Origin of the sequence: Brachyspira pulli (assembly GCF_036997785.1) — a bacterium.
GTDB classification, from domain to species: domain Bacteria; phylum Spirochaetota; class Brachyspiria; order Brachyspirales; family Brachyspiraceae; genus Brachyspira; species Brachyspira pulli.
On the sequence record NZ_JAWLQI010000030.1, the window covers coordinates 18,665 to 38,681 of the forward strand.

Below are 20,017 nucleotides of genomic sequence, written 5' to 3' on the forward strand. Positions count from 1 at the left end.
ACCGCTCTATCACACTATTTCTACAATTACTGTAAATTATGCTAGCATTAAAAATTAAAAAAGTCAATATAATAACTATTTTTCATAATTGTAAATAGTAATTTTTTTACTATAAATGGTAATTTTACATATATTTCTATCTTATGTTAATATTTGAAGATTTAATTAACTTTTTGAATGATATAGTAAACATTGTTACAGTTGTACATACAGCGAGAAAATCTGCTATAGGTTCTGCCAACAGTACAGCAAAAACTTTATCTTCAAGAAATATTGGCAATATAAATATAAGAGGTATTAATAGTATTACCTTCCTTAATATGGCTAAAAAAGCTGATATTTTGGCATTTCCCAAAGCTACAAATGTTTGCTGACATGCAGTTTGAGCCCCGAATATTAAGGAACTAGCCATATATATTCTTAAAGCCCATATACTGTAATTTATTAATTCTTCATCGCTTGTAAATATCCTTACAAAAAGATATGGGAAAAATTCGGATATTACCCACATTAAAGTAGAAAAAGAAACGCAGCTTATTAATAATATTTTGAATGTATTTTTTACTCTGTCAAAATTATTAGCCCCATAATTATAACTAATTATAGGCTGAGCACCTTGAGTAAGTCCCATTATAGGAAGGAAAGAAAATTGCATTATACTGCTTAATATTGTCATGGCACCTACTGCTAAATCACCGCCGTATTTTAATAGTGAGGTATTAAAAGATACGAATAAAACGCTTTCAGTAAATTGCATTATGAAAGGGGAGAAGCCTAAAGCCAAACATGGAAGTATGACACTAGGGGATATTCTCAAATTTTTGAATTTTAATTTCAAAATAGTTCTTTTAGAGGTCATGAATGAAAGTATCCATATACATGATATAGCCTGTGATATAATTGTGGCAAGAGCAGCACCTCTTACGTCCATATGAAATACGAATATAAATATAGGGTCTAGTATTATATTTGTAATAGCACCTATTAATACAGTGAACATGCTCGTTTTTGCTTTTCCTTGTGCAGTTATAAAAGTATTAAGTCCTAAAGCTAATTGAACAAATATTGTTCCTATAGAATATATTCTTAAATATCTCAAGGCATAGATTATAGTCTTTTCACTAGCACCAAAAATCATAAGCAAAGGTCTTGAAAATAATAGTAATATTATAGTCAAAGTGATTGATATAATGATTAATGTCATAGCACAGTTGCCGAGTATTTCTTCTGCCTTATCATAATCCTGCTTTCCCATCATAATTGAAGCACGCGGAGAACCGCCCATACTTATAAGATATGCAAATGCTGATACTGCCATTATAACCGGCATTGTTACTCCGACACCAGTTAAAGCCATAGCCCCAATATCTTGAATATGTCCTATATACATTCTGTCTACAACATTGTACAAAACATTTATTATTTGTGCCGCTATTGCAGGAAGTGCTAATTGAAATAATAATCTTCCAACAGGTTTATTTGCTAAATCATTCGCCTTGCTATTTGTATCATTTAATATTGCTTCATTTCCCATAAAAATCCCATATAATAATTCTTTAATATTTTTTATATGATAAACTTATTTATATTTTAGTCAAACTTATTACATCTAAATATTATTGACTTTAAAAATTAATGACTATATTATTAATTTAAAACTATAATTAGGATATAAAAATGAAAAAAATAGGCTTGATCTTTATTATTTTTTTTATCATTTTATGTGTTTCATGCTCCAATAATACTAATAATGGAACAAAAGTTCTCACAATAGTACATATGAATGATACTCATTCAAAAAACAGAGAGTTTATAAAAATATCAAAAGAAGATGATATTACTAATAGATACGGCGGTGCGGCAAGAAGAAAAACTTTTATTGATAATATAAAAAATGATAATAAAAATGTTATAGTTATGCATGCAGGCGATACTATTACAGGAAGTGTATTTTCTATAGTTTATCAGGGAATGGACGAAGTTGAACTTATGAATGATATTGGTGTTCAGGTATCAGCACTTGGAAATCATGAATTTGATTTTGGAATAGATCAGCTGAACAATATTATAAGCAATAGAAATTTCCCAACAATAGCATGCAATGTAAAAGTAATTGATACAGGTGAAAATTATGTTCTTCCATATATAGTAACAAATATTAATGGAGTAAATACTGCAATAATAGGAGTTTTACAAAGCGAGAAGATGAATATTACTCAGGGGCTTGATTATATTGATATAGAAGAAGAGGTATCATCATTAAAAAATCTTTTAAAAGAAATTCCTTTAAATACCACTAATGATGTTACTATATTATTAAGCCATGCAGGATTCGATATTGATAAAAAAATAGCACAGGAGATTCCAAATACATTTAATATTATAGTAGGAGGTCATACTCATACAGTATTAGAAAAACCGGTTATTATAGGAAAGACGTCCATAGTTCAGGCTGGACAATACGGAGAGTATATAGGTACTATAGATATAATATTTAAAAATGGAAAATATGCTTATCCTGATTATAAACTTATAAGATTAGATGAAACTATAGAAGAAGACAAAACTATATTGGCAAAAATAGATGAAATGCAAAGCCAAGTTGATAAAGAGTTTAATATAGAAATAGCTTCTTTACCTTATGCTTTAACAGATGAGAATGTGAGAAATAAGTCTACTGCTTTGGGAAATTTCGTTTCTGATATAGTAGCATCATCTCAAAACAGCATCGATATAGCATTAATAAATTCTGGTTCTTTAAGAGGACAGCTTCCGGGCGGAAAAGTTACATTAGGAAATATTTATGAGTTTTTCCCATTTGATAATTTAATAATACTTACAACTTTAAGCGGAAAAGATTTAAAAAATATATTAGAGTTATCAGCTTCAAGAAAAGGGGAGGGAGCGTTTTTACAGATATCAAAAGACTGTATTATCAATTTTGACAGTAACGGAAAACTTTTAGAATCATACATAAAAGGCAAACCTATAAATGACAATGAAAAATATGTAGTTGCTGTTGCTGACTATATATTTAACGGAGGCGAAAAGTATATAGATTCAAACGGAAAGCCTTTGTTTCAATATGGAGAAAACATTATACATACAGGACTTGATATGAGAGATTTAATAATTAAAACTTTAAAAGAATATAAAAATATTCCTGAAACTTCTATTGATGACACAGAGCGTATAATATTTAATTAAAATTTTTTTATATATAAATAAAAGGGGCTGTAAATAACAGTCCCTTTTATTTTTAGAAATATTTTTTATTAATCTATTTCTCTGATAACCTTAAAGAAATTATCTATAGTAGCCTGAGATATTAGCTTTTTTTCATAATACTCTATTATATTATTTTTGAATAAACTAGATGCAAGTGCATCTTTATGTTTTTTATCTATTCTAAAAAATTGCTTATCCATATTATCAAATAAATCTTCTATTGTAATAAAATTAGGGTTAATATCTTTAAGCTGAGTTATTCTCAAACTTGTTTCTTCTGCCAACTCTGCAAATTGATCTGCTGAAATATCGCTGTCAATTAATAGAGTAGGATTTTTTGATAATTGACATAAAGAATCTATTATATCTTTTTTTTGTCTTTCATCATTAGGTTTTCCAACTCCATTAATAGGCATAAAAGCGGTATTTATTTCTTTGTTTTCTATATGCTCCATTAATAATTTGAAAGCTGTAAGATAATTATAATCTGTAATGCCTTCAACATATATTATTCTAGTGTCTCTTGTAATATCTATATGTTTTACACCGAATGCATTGATAATTTTTTCTAATGAATCCACTTTTCCATAAGTAGCGGAGAAGTCATTTTCTATTTTTACGCCTATGCCATCTTGTTTTGGTTCCACTATTTTTAATTCATCTAAATGATTAATATCAGCAAAATAAGGATTTTGTATAGATGTTATTATAGTAATACCATTATCTTTTGCAAACTGTTTTAAAAATTTTCTAAGCTCTTTTATTAAAGGTACTGATAAATGCTGCTCAGGCTCATCAATTATTATTATATCTCCTTTTTTTAATTCATTAGGATTTATTGTATTAAAGAACAAGCTGAAAAACCAATTAAAGCCATCGGATTCATTTTCTAAATTTGTAAGCCCGTTTTTTGTTTCAAAATAAACTCTTATACAGCTAGTTTCCAAAATTATTTTGAAAACATAATTATTATTGGATTTGTAGAGTTCATTGAATTTTTTTGATATAGTATCTTCAAAGAGTTTGTTTATCTCATTTTCTTTTTGTTTTGAGAAAGACACATCAGATACTATATAGTCATAATTGTTTATCAGATACTCATAAGTTTTTATATCATTAGTTGATTTAAATAATGAGTATAAAAAAGAAGAGTTTTTTATATCATCTTTATTTATAGTAAGCTCTTCATTTTTGATATTTAATTTATTATGAACATAAATATTGCAGTATGCATAATCTAATACTTTATCAATTTGCATTATTTTTTTTATAATTTGATAATATGCCATACTACACCACACTCTATAATTTCTTATATCATCTGCAGCTTTGTCAATATCAAATTCATATTTTTCATTTGAGATTTTATAATATTTTATATCTGATAAACAGCTAAATATAAGTATTGTTATAAAACATCCCACATAATTGTTAAATTTATTTTTTAATGCTCTGAATATTTTGAACATAATTGATATTTTATCCTCAGAGCTATATTCTCTGTATATTATGTTATTATATATATCATCTAATGTTTTATTTTCTTCAAATATTAACTCTGCTATCATTTTTGAATGTTCTGCACCATTAAAAAAATAATAATCAAATTTTTCACAAATATCAAATATAATTTGACCATTTTGAAATTTTCCTTTGTATACATTTCTGCTGTTTGATTCAAGGAATATTTCTAATTCTGGTTTGCAGTCTTTAAAGCCGTCTATTTTGGGATTATCCCTTTTATCATCTATACCGCCTTTGAACGCTTTTTCTACTGCTGAAAGTATATTGCTTTTACCAGTGCCGTTTGCTCCTATAATGCTTATTAATGCACCTTGTTCTACATATCCGTTAAGATATAATCTGCCGTATTTCTCTTCATCTTCTCTGTATGCTGAATTATTTTCTTTATCTTTGTTTACTATTATAGGGTTGATGTTTCTGAAGTTTTTAATTGTTAAGTATCTTTTCATAAGTTTTCTCCTTTGATTTTATGTATTTATTATTTTGGGGGCTAGCCTCCAACGCCCCCACTTCTTTTGTTGGCACAAAGAAGCAAAAAGACTGCATTTTGACTAAAAAATATTATTTATTTCCATTTTTTTATAAATTTTATATTATCATAATAAATAACTATTTGTAATAAAGCCAATTATTGATAAAAAATGTTATCTACTTTTATCTTTATTTGATAATCTCATTTTAAAGCCTTGAGATTTATATAAACTCATAAGAGGCGATATAAACTCATAATCTTCATCAGATAATTTTTTGTCCGAATCAGCAGAAAGTTTTTTGCATTTCATTAAATAGTCCAATATAGGATCAAAAAAATTATCCTCTGTAAGCATATATATAAAATCTTCTTTTGTTTTATTTTCTGTTTTTAATAATGATTTTATTTTCATTCTTTTGTCTTCCTCGCTATTATTTGTATTGCTGTTTTCAATAATATTATTCATTATATAATAAATAACATTACTGTTCCCTATATTTTTACTATTTTGCATATAGTCAAAGAGATTTAATATTTTTGTGTCTATTGTGCCTCTGTTTCCTTCTTCGTACATATCTATATATTTATATAAAGTCGGTCTTGATATTTTTAAATATTCTGCCAAATCGGATATTCTTAAATCAAGATCTCTTATTTTATCTCTTAATAGTTTGTTTTCCATTTTAATTTATTCGCTTTATTTTTTATGATTATGTTTTTGATATATTTATAGTATAGTATATTTACATAAAATGTCAATTATTAATTTACAAAAAATGTAAAATTATTAATTACAAAAAGTGTAAAGTGTATTTTGTGTTTTAATTAGGATAAATTTTATTAAATAGATTTATTTTTTTTATTAAATTTAGAAAATGCAGTATTTATTGTTTCATTATATCAATGATACAATTTACTTTTTGTTAGTTATAAGATATTTAATGGGTGAGCCAAATATATTTATTCAAAGTATAATAAATTTTGATATTATTTAAAATTTATAATTATTATTCATTAATTCCGCCTGCAGTAATATTCGATATAATTTTTTTAGACAGTATTATATAAATTATAATAGTAGGTATCAAAACTATAACAACAGTAGCAAACATTCCTGAATAATCATTAGTATACTTCATAGATTGAATCATAGAAAAAAGCCCTATTGATAATGGTCTTAAATTAGTTTTATTTGCAAATATTAATGCTGTAAAATATTCATTCCATATTGAAATAAAATTAAATATAGATACAGTTACTATTCCTGGTGATGCCAATGGAAACATTATATTCCAAAAAGCTCTGAAAGGACTGCATCCGTCTATAGCGGCAGCTTCTTCAAATGTATGCGATATATTTTTAAAAAATGATATAAGAAAGAAAATTGTAAAAGGTATATGCATAGCTATATAAACTAATATTAATATGAATCTATTGTTTATTAATTTTAAAGTTGCAGCTATTCCAAAAAGCGGAATAACTATCATTATGCCGGGAACTCCCATTGCTAATACAAAAATTTTCTTTAATACATTATTTAATTTAAAATCTATTCTTGCTATTGCATAAGCAGCAGGCGAACATAATATTACCAATCCTATTACAGAAGTTGATGAATAAATAATAGAATTAATAAAATATATTCCAACTCTGTTATTAACAAAAGCTTTATAATAATTTTTAAAATTTATTCCTGAAGCTAGAATTTTTCCGTCAAATATATCTGTTGTTGTAGATAATGAAGCTAAAAATATCCAGCCTATACATATAAATATTAATAAACACCAAGTGATCATTATCATGTATTTAATTATTAAAAATAACTTATTAATTACTATTTTTTTTTCTAAACGATTTAACATAATTATTTATTATTATCCCTAAAAAATAAATTTACAAGTAAAAAAGAAATCAATGCTATAATAGATAAAATAATACATATTGAAGCCCCCAATCCTGCATTTCTATCTGAAACTATTAAATTGGAACCGAATAATTGAAAATACATATATATTTTAGGAGTAATTGTTCCAGGTTCAGGATCTAAAGGCGAGAATATTTGAGACCATACAAACATTCCGAAAGCTTCTATACTCCAGATTACTATTGCACTTTTTATTGCATTTAATGTTAAAGGCAATGTAATTTTAAAAAATTTATCAAAAGAATTTGCCCCATCTATAGAGGCAGAATCATATAATGCTATTGGTATAGATTCCATAGAAGCACAAAACATTACCATAAAATATCCAACATTAGAAAAAGAATATGCAATCAGTAATGAAATGAATATATAATTAGGAGAAGCCCATTTTATATCAGCCAAATTTTGAAAACCTAGTAAAGTAAAAAATGATTTTAAAAAACCATAATCAGGCTGGTAAAAATAATAAATCCACATAGTAGCCAAAGCAACAGAAGATATTATATTAGGCAGATAAATTATTGTTTTAAAAAATGATTTTAATTTCATATCTTGAGCTGTAAGTATAGATGCGAAAAAAAGAGATATAGAAAAAACTATTAATCCGCCTACAAGCCATATAATAAAAACATTTTTTAATGATTTTAAAAATAACTTACTTTGAAATAAGAATATAAAATTATCTATTCCTACAAATTTCCAGTTCATTATACTGTCTGATATTGTTTCAACATAAAATAAACTCATAATACCAGTTCTAATTACAGGATATAAGAAGGCTATTAGAAATATAATTATTGCTGGTAATACAAATATTACAGCTGTTATTTTTCTATATTTTTTATACATAATATTATACTCTAAAATAATTGACATGCTGTATTTTATTAGCATTATAAATACTAAAAATATACAGCATATCTAATTTATTTAATTAATTATTTTTTATTTTATTTTTTCATTTCAGCAATAAATTCTTCTGCTGTTATTTGACCTGACATTAATTTTATAACATTAGCATTTATTATAGGAGTTTTTTCTGTATTAACATCTATTCCTCCATCTAAAGGATAATATTTACCTAATTTAGGGAATATTTCTTTAGTATCTTCAAGCTGTTTTGTCCAATATGTACTTGTGCTTGAAACAGGAAGAGCATAAGAACGTTTTGCTATTTCTTCGTCCCATTTTCCAGTAGTAAGATGTACTATAAGATCAAAAATTTCTTTTGGATATTTAGTATCTTTATTTATTTGGAATGACTGACTTCCATAATGCATATCATAAAGTCCGTCAGTGCCGCCTTCTACTGTAGGATAAGGGAAATGTCCCCATTCAAAATCTTCGCCTGCAGTTTCCATTACAAAATTAGGAACCCAAGTACCATTTAAGAACATTGCAGCTTCTCCTCTTGCTAATTCATGTCTTCCTGCAGGGAATTTATTTCCGGCAACTTTAGGAGATATATATCCTAATTCTACCATTTCCTGCCAATCTTTAGCTGCTTTTAATACTGTAGGATCATCCCATAAACCTTCTGTAACTACTTTTTGAACGAATTCTGTTCCTTTATATTTAGCCATATGGTATCCTAATAAAGCATTAATTTCAGCATCATCATCAGTAATAGGCGGTATTCCTAATGCTTTTATTTTAGCACAAGCATCTTTAAATTCCTGCCAAGTTTCTGGTACTTTTTCTATTCCTGCCTCTCTAAATATTTTTTTGTTATAATTAAATAAGAATACAAAAGGCTGATAAGGAATAGCATATAATGAACCATCTGAAGAAAAAGATCTTCCTAAATCTAGTAATGATTTTATAATAACATCTTCATAAGGTTTGCCTCCTGTAGTATCATAAACATTAGTGATATAATCATCTAATTTTAATGCATATTTTCCCCAGTTTTTGGTTGTTCTTTCTATATTTTCGTCCCAGAAATCTATAGTTTGACCATTATCTAGAGCAGGCTGAAGTGTTTTTCTTATTTCTCGGCCATTAAAATTTATCTCTACCTCTATATCAGGATGTTTTGCCATATAATCTTCAATAGCTGCTTTCACTGCCTGACCTTGAGATTCTGTTTCATTCCACATAGACCAATAAACAATTTTTTTCTTTTCTGAACCATTTCCGCCGGAACATGATGGCAAAAATAAAATTAAAGATAAAGATAGAATAAGTAAAATTCTTTTCATAATAAAATTATCCTCCAAAAATATTTTATTATTTTTTTATTATGATTATTATTTATATAATTTTATATAAATTTCTTCTGTATGTAATAAATTAATGATTTATTATATTATTGATGTTTGTAAAATAGATGACCCATCTATTGATTAGAAAATTTGAGGGAAATGGTATTTGTAAATGAAATAGTTTTTATTGATTTTTTCAAAAATTTTCATAAAAATACCCTTAAGATTTTATTGGTATGCATCTTAAATTATTATCATTAAAAAGTCAATTACGATATAAAAAATTATATACAAAATATTAAATAATCATTATTTATTTTTTTATGAAAATATATTTTATTATAGTTTATAATATAAAATTAAAAATATTTATATTAAAAATAGTTTATCAATATTATTTGAATTTTATAAAATTAATTGTAAAAAAATATTATGTTAAGTAAAATATCCTGATTGTTTTTTATCATTTTTTAATTTATATTTTTATGATATATTTAATATTCTGTTATTATTAAACATTATATAGGAATATTTTAAAAAATTAAAATTAGAGGAAATATGTCAGAAAATAAAACAATAAGCAAAGAGAAAATAGCGAAATCATCATTAAAAATGTCATTAGTAACTACAGTAAGCAGAATATTCGGACTTGTAAGGGATCAAATACAGGCTGCTTTACTTGGAACTACATTTATAGCAGATGCCTTCGCAATAGGATTTATACTTCCTAATCTTTTAAGGCGTTTATTCGCTGAAGGTAATATGGTAGCTAGTTTTATACCAGTTTTTACTGAGCTTGAAAAAGAAAAAGGTATAGAAGAATCAAAAAAGTTTTTTAGGGCAATTTTTACATTATTAGGATTGATACTTATAGTAATTGTTGCTATCGGTATTATAGTTTCTCCTTTATTGGTTAACATACTTTATAAATCTGGTAAGGATAATATAGAAGCATTAAAATTAGCTACTGATTTATCAAGAATAATGTTTCCTTATCTTCTATTTATATCTTTAGCAGCACTTATGCAGGGAGTACTTAATATAAGAGGATATTATTCTATATCAGCAGCAAGTCCTATACTTTTGAATACTGTAATTATATCTATGGCTTTGTTTTTTAAATTCTTTTTGCCTGATTTCTTTAATAATATGGCTTATGTATTTGCATTTGCTGTTCTTTTAGGAGGTTTTGTACAATTTATATATCAGATGCCTTTTGTACATAAGCAAGGATTTACTTTTACGCCTAATTTTAATTTTAAAGATCCTTATGTTGTAAGAATGATAAAATTATTCGCTCCTGGTATTTTTGGGGCTAGCATATACCAAATAAATTTATTAGTATCCACTGCTTTTGCCGGTGCCATTGGAGAGGGTAGGGTTTCTGCTGTTACTTTTGCTACAAGAATACATGAATTTGTTTTAGGTGTTTTTGCTGTTAGTGTGGCAACTGTTATGCTTCCTACTTTAAGTAAATTGATAGCGGATAAGAAAAAAGATGAGGCGGTTGAAACTTTAGGTTACTCATTAAGGCTTGTTGCATTGGTTACTATTCCCGCAACTTTTGGTTTCGTGGTTCTTGGAAAGGAAATTGTAAGAATGATATTTGAATATGGGGCATTTTCCTCAAAATCTACATATTTAGTATCAAGTGCTTTAAGGTATTTATCTATATCTTTATTCTTTGTGGCAAGCTACAGGATATTAGTACAGTCATTTTATGCTATGAAGGATATGAAAACACCAGTTTATATAGCCTTTTTTACATTCATTATTAATGCTGTTAGTAATTATTTATGTGTTTATGTATTTAAATTCGATATTATAGGAATATCTATATCAAGTGTTATTGCAAATATTGTATCTTTTTGTATACTATATGTATTGCTTATGAAGAGAATGACTGTGAAATCGATAGTAAATAAGAAACTTGAAGTTGTAAAAACTTTGATATCCAGTTTGTTTATGGCAGGATCTGTTTATGGTGTGAAGTATTATTTATTATCAGGAACAGGAGATTCTAGGATATTTTTTATATTTAAGGTATTTATAGTAATATTATTAGGAGTTTTATCATATTCTATTATTAATTTAATATTAAAAAATAATGATTTTCTTTCTTTTGTTAATATGTTTAAAGGAAAATTATTTAGAAAGTTTATTAAAAAATAGTATATATCTCTCTCAATAATAAATTGTAAATATCCGATAAGTTAAGCAGTAATTTTTTTATAATATAAGGTTTTTTTTATGAGTCTAAAAAATAAAGTACTTTTACTTGTTATTATTGTTGTAATTTTGGCATTATCGCCTACGATTTTTATAAATACAAAAACTAATAAGGAAGCTTTATATAATTCTGCTATGAATATTTCGCAGAACTATTTCTATGATGTAGGCTCAACATTTGAAAATATTTTTTCATCTACAAGTGTTGGTACAGTTTCTTTGGCAGATATAGCTACTGTGTCTTATGATTTATATTCTACCGGAACTGTTACTGATGTAGCTACTAACCTTAGAAAAATTATTTACAGATTCCATAAATCTCAAACAGCATTGCATCATGTTATAGCAAACGGTATATATTTTGAGCCGGATGTTATAGATAATAATCCTTATATGAGAGGACTTTATTCATTATATCTATATGATGTAGGCAATACTGGAGATATGCATCCTAAAATTGAAAATTCTACTGATAATTATGTTGAACATGAATTCTATTCTTTAGCACTTCCAAATAACTGGAACAGAGAATCTAAAAGACCTAGAAGTATTTATTATTCTTCACCTTATTTAAAGAATATTGATAAGCCTCAAAAAGTTATTTCTTTTTCTTCTCCTATTTATTCTAGTATAAATAATAATCTTATAGGAGTATCTTTATCAGATCTTTCTTTAGATATAGCTTATGAAATGCTTACTAATATAGTAAAAACAGGTCCTTTTAATACTGTAATTTTTGATTCAAGAAATAGAAAAATAGTTTATCATGATAATCCTAATTTTATACTTAGTAATTTAAAAGAAATAGAATGGATTGATACAATAGTAAATAATACAACATTCTATACAAATACAAGAGTAAGAGAAAATTATCAGGTTGGAGATCAGAATTATACATTATTCTTTAGACAATTTGATAATGGATTCTATAATATATTTATGTCCGTTCCTACAAGTTTCTTCTATAATGTTTTAGAGACAACTAATAATACTATATTCTTTATATTGATAGTGGCAGTAATTGTTATTATAGTTGTATTGAATATAACTATACCTATATCTTTAAAACCTTTAGATAAAATATCTCAAGAATTGGAATCCGGCGTATTTGACAATAATATATTTGTAAATGTAAGTAAAATTCATTCAAGAGATTCATTAGGAGATTTAAGTACTTGGATAAGAATATTCTTTGATATGGTTCAGCATGTATTTTCAAGTGTATCAAAAACTTTAAAGGTATCGAAAGAACAAAGCAATGCTTTGAAAGACAGAATGTCAAATATTACCGAAGCTGCTGGTGCTATGACAGAAAATGTTACTATGATAATAGATAATATATCATCTCAGCAAACAGAGTTTAAGCATGTAGAAAGCAGTAATTTGGAAATATATAAAATTATAGCTTCAAGTTTGGCTGAATTAGTTTCCATTGATGATATGACTAATAATCTTCAAAGTAAGATTGATGATCAGTCTGTAAGTTTGAATCAAATAAATTCTTTAACTATGAGTATGCAGAAGGATATGCAGGAAGTATCAATTTCAGTAGGAAAGGCTAAAGAAGAATCAGAACAGGTTGTTTCTTTGGCAGAAGATAGTAAAGAGAAAATAGTAAAAACAGAAAACATTACAAAATCATTGATATCTTCTATAAGAGGTATTACAGACTTCGTAAATTCAACTATAGATATATCTCAGCAAACTAACATGTTAGCGATGAATGCCGCTATTGAGGCTGCACATGCTGGAGAGCAAGGTAAAGGATTCGCAGTAGTTGCTGAAGAAATTAGAAAATTAGCTACTACTACAAATTTGCAGTCTGAAAAAGCTTGGAAAATATTAAGAGATATAGAAAAAGAAATGAATCTAATAATGTCAAGTATGACAGAGAGAATAATCACAACAGAAGATATGCTTGCTAAAATGCAAAACTTTGTTAATACTATGAACAGAGTAAAAAAAGTTGCTGATGAGAAATATGATTCAACAAAAGAGATTAGCGTTTCTATAGAAAGTTTGTATGATGCTGTTAAAGTAATTAAAGAACAATATACAGATTTACATGGAAGAATTTCTATAGCAAAAGATGATTTAGTAAACCTTTCTGATTTCTCTAAGAAAAATGATGAAGCTATGAAGCTTGTATCACAAAATACAGATGATATAGTTTCAAAAACTCAGGATATGGGAAATCAAATAGGACATGTATTTGATCTTATAAAAGAAATAGAACAGCTTTCTAATGTAGCAAGCGATTCAGTTGATATGTTAGAAAATGAAATGTCTAATTATGTTATAAAAGACTTTGAAGAGGTTATTAAAGAGAAAATAAAAATTATCAATGAAGGTGACAGAGCTTACGGAAGACAAGCATTCGTTCAAAGTATTTATAAATTTGTTGTAGCAACTTTTGGTAAAGAGAAATTCCAAAAATTGTTGGAACAAATGCCAGATGAATGCAGATATATATTTAAAGATATTACTAAAACTAAATTTAGAAAAAAATATCCTTTATCATCTTCATGTTTCATACCTATGACTTCTATAATGGACGAATTCTATGAAGGTTCAAGAGAGGGTATAAGAGAGAAAGCTAGATATGACTTTAAAAGATTTTCTTTCTTTACAAAATTACTTATTAAAATTTCAAAAAGAAATACTTTAGCTGATATATTTATTAATTTCAATAAGAAGATGTTTAAAAATATTCATATAGAACCAGTTAAGGCTGAAAAGAAACGTATAATTTATCATTTACATTATTTCCCTAACTATGATTCTATGATAGAAACTTATTATGATGAAATAATAAAAAATATATTCAGATTTAAATATCCTAATGGTTCTAAAGTAAAAATGACTAAGTCTATAAGTAAAGGTTATATATATACTGAATATATTGTAACTTGGCAGTAATAAAAATATTATTTTTATAAATAAAAGCCTAAATCTGAAATATGATTTAGGCTTTTTTATTGCTAATGGCTTTTTTATTTTTTCCGATAAAAATAATAGTATATAAAAATTTATTATTAGGATAAATTATGAATATAACAGATAAATATAATTTAAGCATGGGAAGTGCTAATTTAACTAGATTAGAAAATACTAAAAAACAGTATTCAAATGCTAAATTTTCTATAGAAGAACCAACAGAAAATAACAATAGTATCGCATCAAAATATGACAAAGAATTTGAAAAAAATCGTCTTAGAAAAGTTTCTGAAGATTTTGAAGCTTTGATGATTAATCAGATGCTAAAAGAAATGAGAAAAACTGTTGATAAAAGCGGTTTAATAGACGGCGGTATGGCAGAGCAAATTTTTGAAGATATGCTTTATGATGAATATGCTAAAGAATTCTCAAAAACAAAAACTTTTGGTCTTGCTGATATTATATACAATCAAATGGAAAAATATGTTTAATAAAATATTAATATTATTTCTTTTTATGTGAAAATTTTAATTACATAAAGAGAAATAATATTGTATCAAAATTATTTATCAATTTTTTAATATGATCAAAATATTAAAACTCATATTAATATCTTTTCTTACTCTTTTTATAATTTATGACAGTAATACACATATTAAAATATATGACATACCAATAGGAGAATTATGTCTTATAAGAAAGACTACTGGTTTTCCTTGTCCTGCTTGCGGTATGACCAGAGCTCATATTGAATTAATAAAATTAAATTTTAAAAAAGCTTTTTATTATCATCCTTTATTTATTTTTCCAACTATTATTTTTGCAATTGTGATATTTAGAAATAAATTTAAAATAGCTGATTATATATACAATAATAATTACATAACAATTTCTATTTTAATAATATTTATTATAGTATATATAGTAAGATTTGTATTACTATTCCCTAATCAAGAACCTTTTACATATAATTATAATAGTGACTTTTATAAAATATTAAAAATCTTGAAAAATATTATATAATTGTTTTCTTTTTTATATAATTAATATATTAGGATTTTATATTATAGAATATAATTCCGCTAATATTGATTAAATATTATTTTTTCAAAATCATATTTGTTTGGTTTAAGTTTATGTATTATTTAAACTATAATTGAGGTTGTAATAAGAAAATAGTAATATAAATATGAGAAATATATTATTAATATTATTATGTGTTTTTTTATATTCCCCTCTTTATCCTCAAGAGGAAATTCAATCTGCTCATAAAGAAAAACAACTTCTTGTAGACAGAGTATTTATTATAAGAAAAAATCAGATAAAATCATCTAAAGCTAAAAATATTGCAGAATTAATTAAAGAGTATGCTAATATAGATATTAATAATAAAACAGTTTATTCTCAATCTACTTTTATATTGAATGGTGAAATATTAAATAATGAAGAAAAAAGAGTTTATTTATTTTTATATGATAAAAAGAATATAGATTCTATAGATATTAATTATCATGTTTTAAGCGGAACAATAGTATATAATATTTTGAGTAAGAAATTTGCTAAATCTGAAGAAATTTTATATGTTAACTTATTGAAAGATGTGAAAATGGAATCGGATAAAACCATAAAATATAAAAAGACACAAACTAATGAAAGTAAATCATCTGGTAAAATGAATTTGCTTGAATACAATTTAAAGAATCAAAATAATAGTTCGTTAAAATTTAATTTAAATACTTCCGGAGAAGAAAGAGGTTTCAGCAGTAAAAAAAGTACATCAGCTGACTTTAGATCCTATGTAAATGGAGATGTTAATTTTAATATAAGTCCAATAAAGCATATAAGTGTAACAGGAAAGTATTTTCTTAATATGCAAACTGATATTGCATTGCTTGGAAGAAGTTATACTAATAGTATAAAAAATCAAAATCTTTATCAAGGCGGAAATATTGGTTTGTCATTAAAGCCTCATGATATTATTACTGTTGAAGCTATATATTTTATAAGTGCCAAAAAAGATTTACTTACAAATAATAATCAGTATTTAACAACTCAGGGAAGTAAAACAAGTATAATATTTAATATACCTATAAAGGAAATTAACTCTACAATAAAAATAAAAGGTAATTATTCTTATTTGGTTGGTCAGAATTTATATAATGTAAGTGTTCAAAATAATAGCTTACCTGGTTTGCCAAGACATCAATTTAATACATCATTAGAGTACATATATAGTAAGAATAGTAATTTAGAAGCAAGTATACTTTTTAATGTACAATATATAGGAGATCAGTATAATAATACTACAAAATCAGAAGTAGATAAATCTTATACCACTTTTGATGTAATAAGTTCTTTTGTATTTAAAAAGGACATATCTTTAAGGTTTGGAATAAAAAATATATTAGATGTTAAATATGAAACTATAAAAGGATATCCTATATCAAGCAGAGAATATTTTGTAAATGTTTCTGCCAAATTACGATAATAATTAAGTTATGATTTAATATCTATTAATCTATAAAAAATAATTATGGAAATATTATGAAAAAAACATTTCTTATTATCGATGCATTTGGTATACTTTATAGATACCATTTTATTTTTTTGAAAAGACCTCTTTTAAATTCTAAGGGACAGAATGTTTCATCTATCAATGGTTTTATGAGAACTTATTTCTCGCTTATAAATACATATCCTGCTGAATATGTTGCTATAGCTTTGGACAGTTCAAGAAAAACTTTCAGAAATGAAATATATAAAGAGTATAAAGAGAATAGAGAGAGCATGCCTGATGATTTAAGAAGTCAGATACCTATACTTTATAATCTTATTGATGCTTTAGGTATATCAAGGATAGTTCTTGAAAATTATGAGGCTGATGATATAGTTGGCACTATTGCTGAGAGAAACAAAAAAGAGAATATAAAAACTATAATTTATTCCCCGGATAAAGATATACTTCAGCTTGTTGATGAAAATGTTATTGTCGTAGCAAGCAATAAAGATAATGAGCTTATGGAGTATAACTCAGATATGGTAAAAGAGAAGAGAGGAGTTTATCCTAATCAAATAATTGATTTACTTTCTCTTATGGGAGATGCTTCAGATAATATACCGGGAGTTAAAGGGGTAGGTGAGAAAACAGCTTTAAAACTTCTTGAAGAATATAAAAGTTTAGATGGTATATATGAAAATATTGACTCTATAAAAGGTAAGATTCAGGAAAAATTACTTGAGTCAAAAGATATGGCATATATGAGCTATAAACTTGCTACCATTGAAAGAAATATAGAAGGTTTTAATTTAGATTATAATGAAATAGCAAGCAATAAAATAAATATTGATGAAGTTAATAAAATATTAGATGAATTAGAATTAAAACAAATAAGAGATAAAATCAATTCATATATATATGGTTCTTCTAAAAAAGAAGATAAAGTAAAAATCTCTGATGAAAAATTAAATAATAATGATACTGCAAAAGAGGAAAGTCCTATACTTAGTGCTAAAGATAATAAAGCAAGCTATTATTTAATAGAGAATGAAACAGAATTAGAAAATCTTTTAAATGATATTAAAAGTAAAAAACTTGTATGTATAGATTTTGAAACTACAGGATTAGATGTATTTAAAGATACTATTATAGGAATTTCTTTTTCTATAAGATCTTCAGAAGCATTTTATTTAGACTTAAGCGGCAGAACAAAAATAGATAAAGAAAAATGTATGAATCTTGTATTTGATACTTTGGCCAGTGAAGACATAAAGGTTATAGGTCATAATCTTAAATATGAATACAAGATGATGAGAGCTATAGGAAAAAGTTTGGGCAATATGTACTTTGATACTATGGTTGCTGCATATTTGATTAATCCTACAAGAGGAAGATATAATATGGACGATTTAGCTATTGCTTATCTTTCATACAATACTATCAAATACGCTGATTTAACTGATAATGCTAAAAAGACATTATTAGATGCACCTTTAAAAGATGTTGTGGAATATGCTTGTGAAGATGCTGATGTAACATTTAGATTTTATGAATGTTTTGCTCCGCTTTTAAAAACTTATAATCTTGAAGAATTATTTTTTAATATAGAAATGCCTTTAGTTAGTGTACTTGCTGATATGGAATTTGACGGTGTTTATATAAGCAGCGAAAGAATGAAAGCATTATCTGATGAGTATAGTTTACTTTTAGAAAAGACAAAAGAGAAAATATATAAAGAAGCTGGAGAAGAATTTAATTTACAGTCTCCGAAACAGCTTGAATATATATTATTCGATAAAATGGGAATACCTCCTACTAAAAAAACTAAAACAGGTTTCTCAACTGATGAAGAAGTATTAACTGATCTTTCACAAAAACATAAAATAGCTGAATACATGCTCACATATAGAAAATATGCAAAATTGAAAAATACTTATCTCGATGTATTCCCTACATTGATAAATGAAAAAACAGGAAGAATACATGCTTCATTCAATCAAACTGTAACAGCAACAGGACGTTTATCATCATCAGAGCCTAACTTACAAAATATTCCAGTAAGAGGCGAGGAAGGAAGAGAGATAAGAAATACATTCATAGCAGAAAAAGGAAATTTGCTTATAGCTGCTGACTATTCTCAAATAGAATTAAGATTATTAGCTCATTTCAGTAATGATCCTGTATTGGTTGAAGCATTCAAAAATAATGATGATATTCATAGAAAAACAGCTATGAAAATATATTCTGTTAGCAAAGAGCATGTAACTCCTTCAATGAGAAATATTGCTAAGATAATAAACTTCTCTATCATTTACGGTAAAACAGCATTCGGACTTTCAAAAGAACTTGGAATAAAGAGAAAAGAAGCTGAAGATTTTATAAAAGGATATTTTGCAACATATTCTAAAGTAAAGCCTTTCTGCGAGGAAGTTGTTGAAGAAGTAAGAAATAAAGGATTTGTAAGAACTATGTGCGGAAGAATTAGGGATTTATCAAAGACTATCAATTCTTCAAATGCTATGGCTAGAAATGAGGCTGAAAGAATGGCTTTAAATACTCTTATTCAGGGAAGTGCAGCGGACATGATAAAGGTTGCTATGATTGCCATACATAAAGAGTTTAAAAATCATTTGAAAACTGCAAAAATAGTTATGCAAGTTCATGACGAATTAGTAGTTGAAGTTTCAGAGTCAGAAGCAGACAAAGCCATGACTATAATGAAAGAGATAATGGAGCATTCAGTAAAAACTAATGTGCCTATAACTGTTGATATACATAAAGGAAACAGCTGGGGAGAGGTTCATTAATATTTGAATTTTTTAAAGAAAAAGAGTATTTTATTTTTATATAAAAACTCTTTTTCTTAAATAAAAATTAATAAATCATTGATATATTTATTATTTTTGATGTGCGTTATAAAAAACAATGAAAAATAAATCTATTATGTTTCAATAGTTTTTGTAATATATATTATTCTTTAGTATATACCTAAACAACTATAT

General features: G+C 26.0%; 13 protein-coding genes. 7 read left to right on the plus strand and 6 right to left on the minus strand.

The features are described 5' to 3' along the window. Window positions 1-136: 136 nt before the first annotated feature. The gene (locus R4K56_RS08215; protein ID WP_335772322.1) at window positions 137-1,534 is read right to left on the minus strand and encodes an MATE family efflux transporter; all 1,398 of its coding nucleotides are present in this window, start codon (window positions 1,532-1,534) and stop codon (window positions 137-139) included. 143 nt (window positions 1,535-1,677) lie between these two features. On the opposite strand from R4K56_RS08215, the gene R4K56_RS08220 reads away from it, so the two are divergent. Continuing rightward, window positions 1,678-3,207, plus strand: coding sequence for a bifunctional metallophosphatase/5'-nucleotidase (locus R4K56_RS08220; RefSeq protein WP_335772323.1), 1,530 nt, complete (start codon window positions 1,678-1,680; stop codon window positions 3,205-3,207). A gap of 68 nt (window positions 3,208-3,275) precedes the next feature. Here R4K56_RS08220 and R4K56_RS08225 read toward each other — a convergent pair whose 3' ends face one another. The 5 genes from R4K56_RS08225 to R4K56_RS08245 all read right to left on the minus strand — a co-directional run bounded on the left by R4K56_RS08225 (window position 3,276) and on the right by R4K56_RS08245 (window position 9,349). Next, on the minus strand, window positions 3,276-5,201 hold the full coding sequence (locus R4K56_RS08225) for an AAA family ATPase (RefSeq protein ID WP_335772324.1): 1,926 nt from the start codon (window positions 5,199-5,201) through the stop codon (window positions 3,276-3,278). A 195-nt stretch (window positions 5,202-5,396) separates the two neighbouring features. Beyond that, window positions 5,397-5,906, minus strand: a complete 510-nt coding sequence (locus R4K56_RS08230; protein WP_335772325.1) for a helix-turn-helix transcriptional regulator — start codon at window positions 5,904-5,906, stop codon at window positions 5,397-5,399. Window positions 5,907-6,231: 325 nt separating this feature from the next. Beyond that, window positions 6,232-7,086, minus strand: a complete 855-nt coding sequence (locus tag R4K56_RS08235; protein WP_297297667.1) for a carbohydrate ABC transporter permease — start codon at window positions 7,084-7,086, stop codon at window positions 6,232-6,234. Window positions 7,087-7,088: 2 nt separating this feature from the next. Continuing rightward, window positions 7,089-7,997, minus strand: coding sequence for a carbohydrate ABC transporter permease (locus tag R4K56_RS08240; protein WP_335772326.1), 909 nt, complete (start codon window positions 7,995-7,997; stop codon window positions 7,089-7,091). Window positions 7,998-8,098: 101 nt separating this feature from the next. Further along, window positions 8,099-9,349, minus strand: a complete 1,251-nt coding sequence (locus R4K56_RS08245) for an ABC transporter substrate-binding protein (RefSeq protein ID WP_297297671.1) — start codon at window positions 9,347-9,349, stop codon at window positions 8,099-8,101. A gap of 561 nt (window positions 9,350-9,910) precedes the next feature. On the opposite strand from R4K56_RS08245, the gene murJ reads away from it, so the two are divergent. The 6 genes from murJ (at window position 9,911) to polA (ending at window position 19,822) form a co-directional block, all read left to right on the plus strand. Then, complete coding sequence (gene murJ / locus R4K56_RS08250) at window positions 9,911-11,524, plus strand: murein biosynthesis integral membrane protein MurJ (protein WP_335757153.1); 1,614 nt, start codon at window positions 9,911-9,913, stop codon at window positions 11,522-11,524. A gap of 78 nt (window positions 11,525-11,602) precedes the next feature. Continuing rightward, the gene (locus R4K56_RS08255) at window positions 11,603-14,500 is read left to right on the plus strand and encodes a methyl-accepting chemotaxis protein (RefSeq protein WP_335757154.1); all 2,898 of its coding nucleotides are present in this window, start codon (window positions 11,603-11,605) and stop codon (window positions 14,498-14,500) included. A 128-nt stretch (window positions 14,501-14,628) separates the two neighbouring features. Continuing rightward, window positions 14,629-15,009 carry a rod-binding protein gene (locus R4K56_RS08260; RefSeq protein ID WP_335757155.1) on the plus strand — a complete coding sequence of 127 codons (381 nt, stop codon included), beginning with the start codon at window positions 14,629-14,631 and terminating at the stop codon, window positions 15,007-15,009. Between the two features lie 91 nt (window positions 15,010-15,100). Further along, window positions 15,101-15,541 carry a DUF2752 domain-containing protein gene (locus tag R4K56_RS08265; RefSeq protein ID WP_335772327.1) on the plus strand — a complete coding sequence of 147 codons (441 nt, stop codon included), beginning with the start codon at window positions 15,101-15,103 and terminating at the stop codon, window positions 15,539-15,541. Window positions 15,542-15,707: 166 nt separating this feature from the next. Next, the gene (locus R4K56_RS08270; protein WP_335757157.1) at window positions 15,708-17,006 is read left to right on the plus strand and encodes a TonB-dependent receptor domain-containing protein; all 1,299 of its coding nucleotides are present in this window, start codon (window positions 15,708-15,710) and stop codon (window positions 17,004-17,006) included. 56 nt (window positions 17,007-17,062) lie between these two features. Then, window positions 17,063-19,822 carry a DNA polymerase I gene (gene polA / locus R4K56_RS08275; RefSeq protein ID WP_335772328.1) on the plus strand — a complete coding sequence of 920 codons (2,760 nt, stop codon included), beginning with the start codon at window positions 17,063-17,065 and terminating at the stop codon, window positions 19,820-19,822. Window positions 19,823-20,017 lie beyond the last annotated feature (195 nt).

Coding starts and splice junctions, on each gene's coding strand:
- R4K56_RS08215 (WP_335772322.1), bottom strand. CDS start 1,534: ATGGGAAATGAAGCAATATTAAATGATACAAATAGCAAGGCGAATGAT.
- R4K56_RS08220 (WP_335772323.1), top strand. CDS start 1,678: ATGAAAAAAATAGGCTTGATCTTTATTATTTTTTTTATCATTTTATGT.
- R4K56_RS08225 (WP_335772324.1), bottom strand. CDS start 5,201: ATGAAAAGATACTTAACAATTAAAAACTTCAGAAACATCAACCCTATA.
- R4K56_RS08230 (WP_335772325.1), bottom strand. CDS start 5,906: ATGGAAAACAAACTATTAAGAGATAAAATAAGAGATCTTGATTTAAGA.
- R4K56_RS08235 (WP_297297667.1), bottom strand. CDS start 7,086: ATGTTAAATCGTTTAGAAAAAAAAATAGTAATTAATAAGTTATTTTTA.
- R4K56_RS08240 (WP_335772326.1), bottom strand. CDS start 7,997: ATGTATAAAAAATATAGAAAAATAACAGCTGTAATATTTGTATTACCA.
- R4K56_RS08245 (WP_297297671.1), bottom strand. CDS start 9,349: ATGAAAAGAATTTTACTTATTCTATCTTTATCTTTAATTTTATTTTTG.
- murJ (WP_335757153.1), top strand. CDS start 9,911: ATGTCAGAAAATAAAACAATAAGCAAAGAGAAAATAGCGAAATCATCA.
- R4K56_RS08255 (WP_335757154.1), top strand. CDS start 11,603: ATGAGTCTAAAAAATAAAGTACTTTTACTTGTTATTATTGTTGTAATT.
- R4K56_RS08260 (WP_335757155.1), top strand. CDS start 14,629: ATGAATATAACAGATAAATATAATTTAAGCATGGGAAGTGCTAATTTA.
- R4K56_RS08265 (WP_335772327.1), top strand. CDS start 15,101: ATGATCAAAATATTAAAACTCATATTAATATCTTTTCTTACTCTTTTT.
- R4K56_RS08270 (WP_335757157.1), top strand. CDS start 15,708: ATGAGAAATATATTATTAATATTATTATGTGTTTTTTTATATTCCCCT.
- polA (WP_335772328.1), top strand. CDS start 17,063: ATGAAAAAAACATTTCTTATTATCGATGCATTTGGTATACTTTATAGA.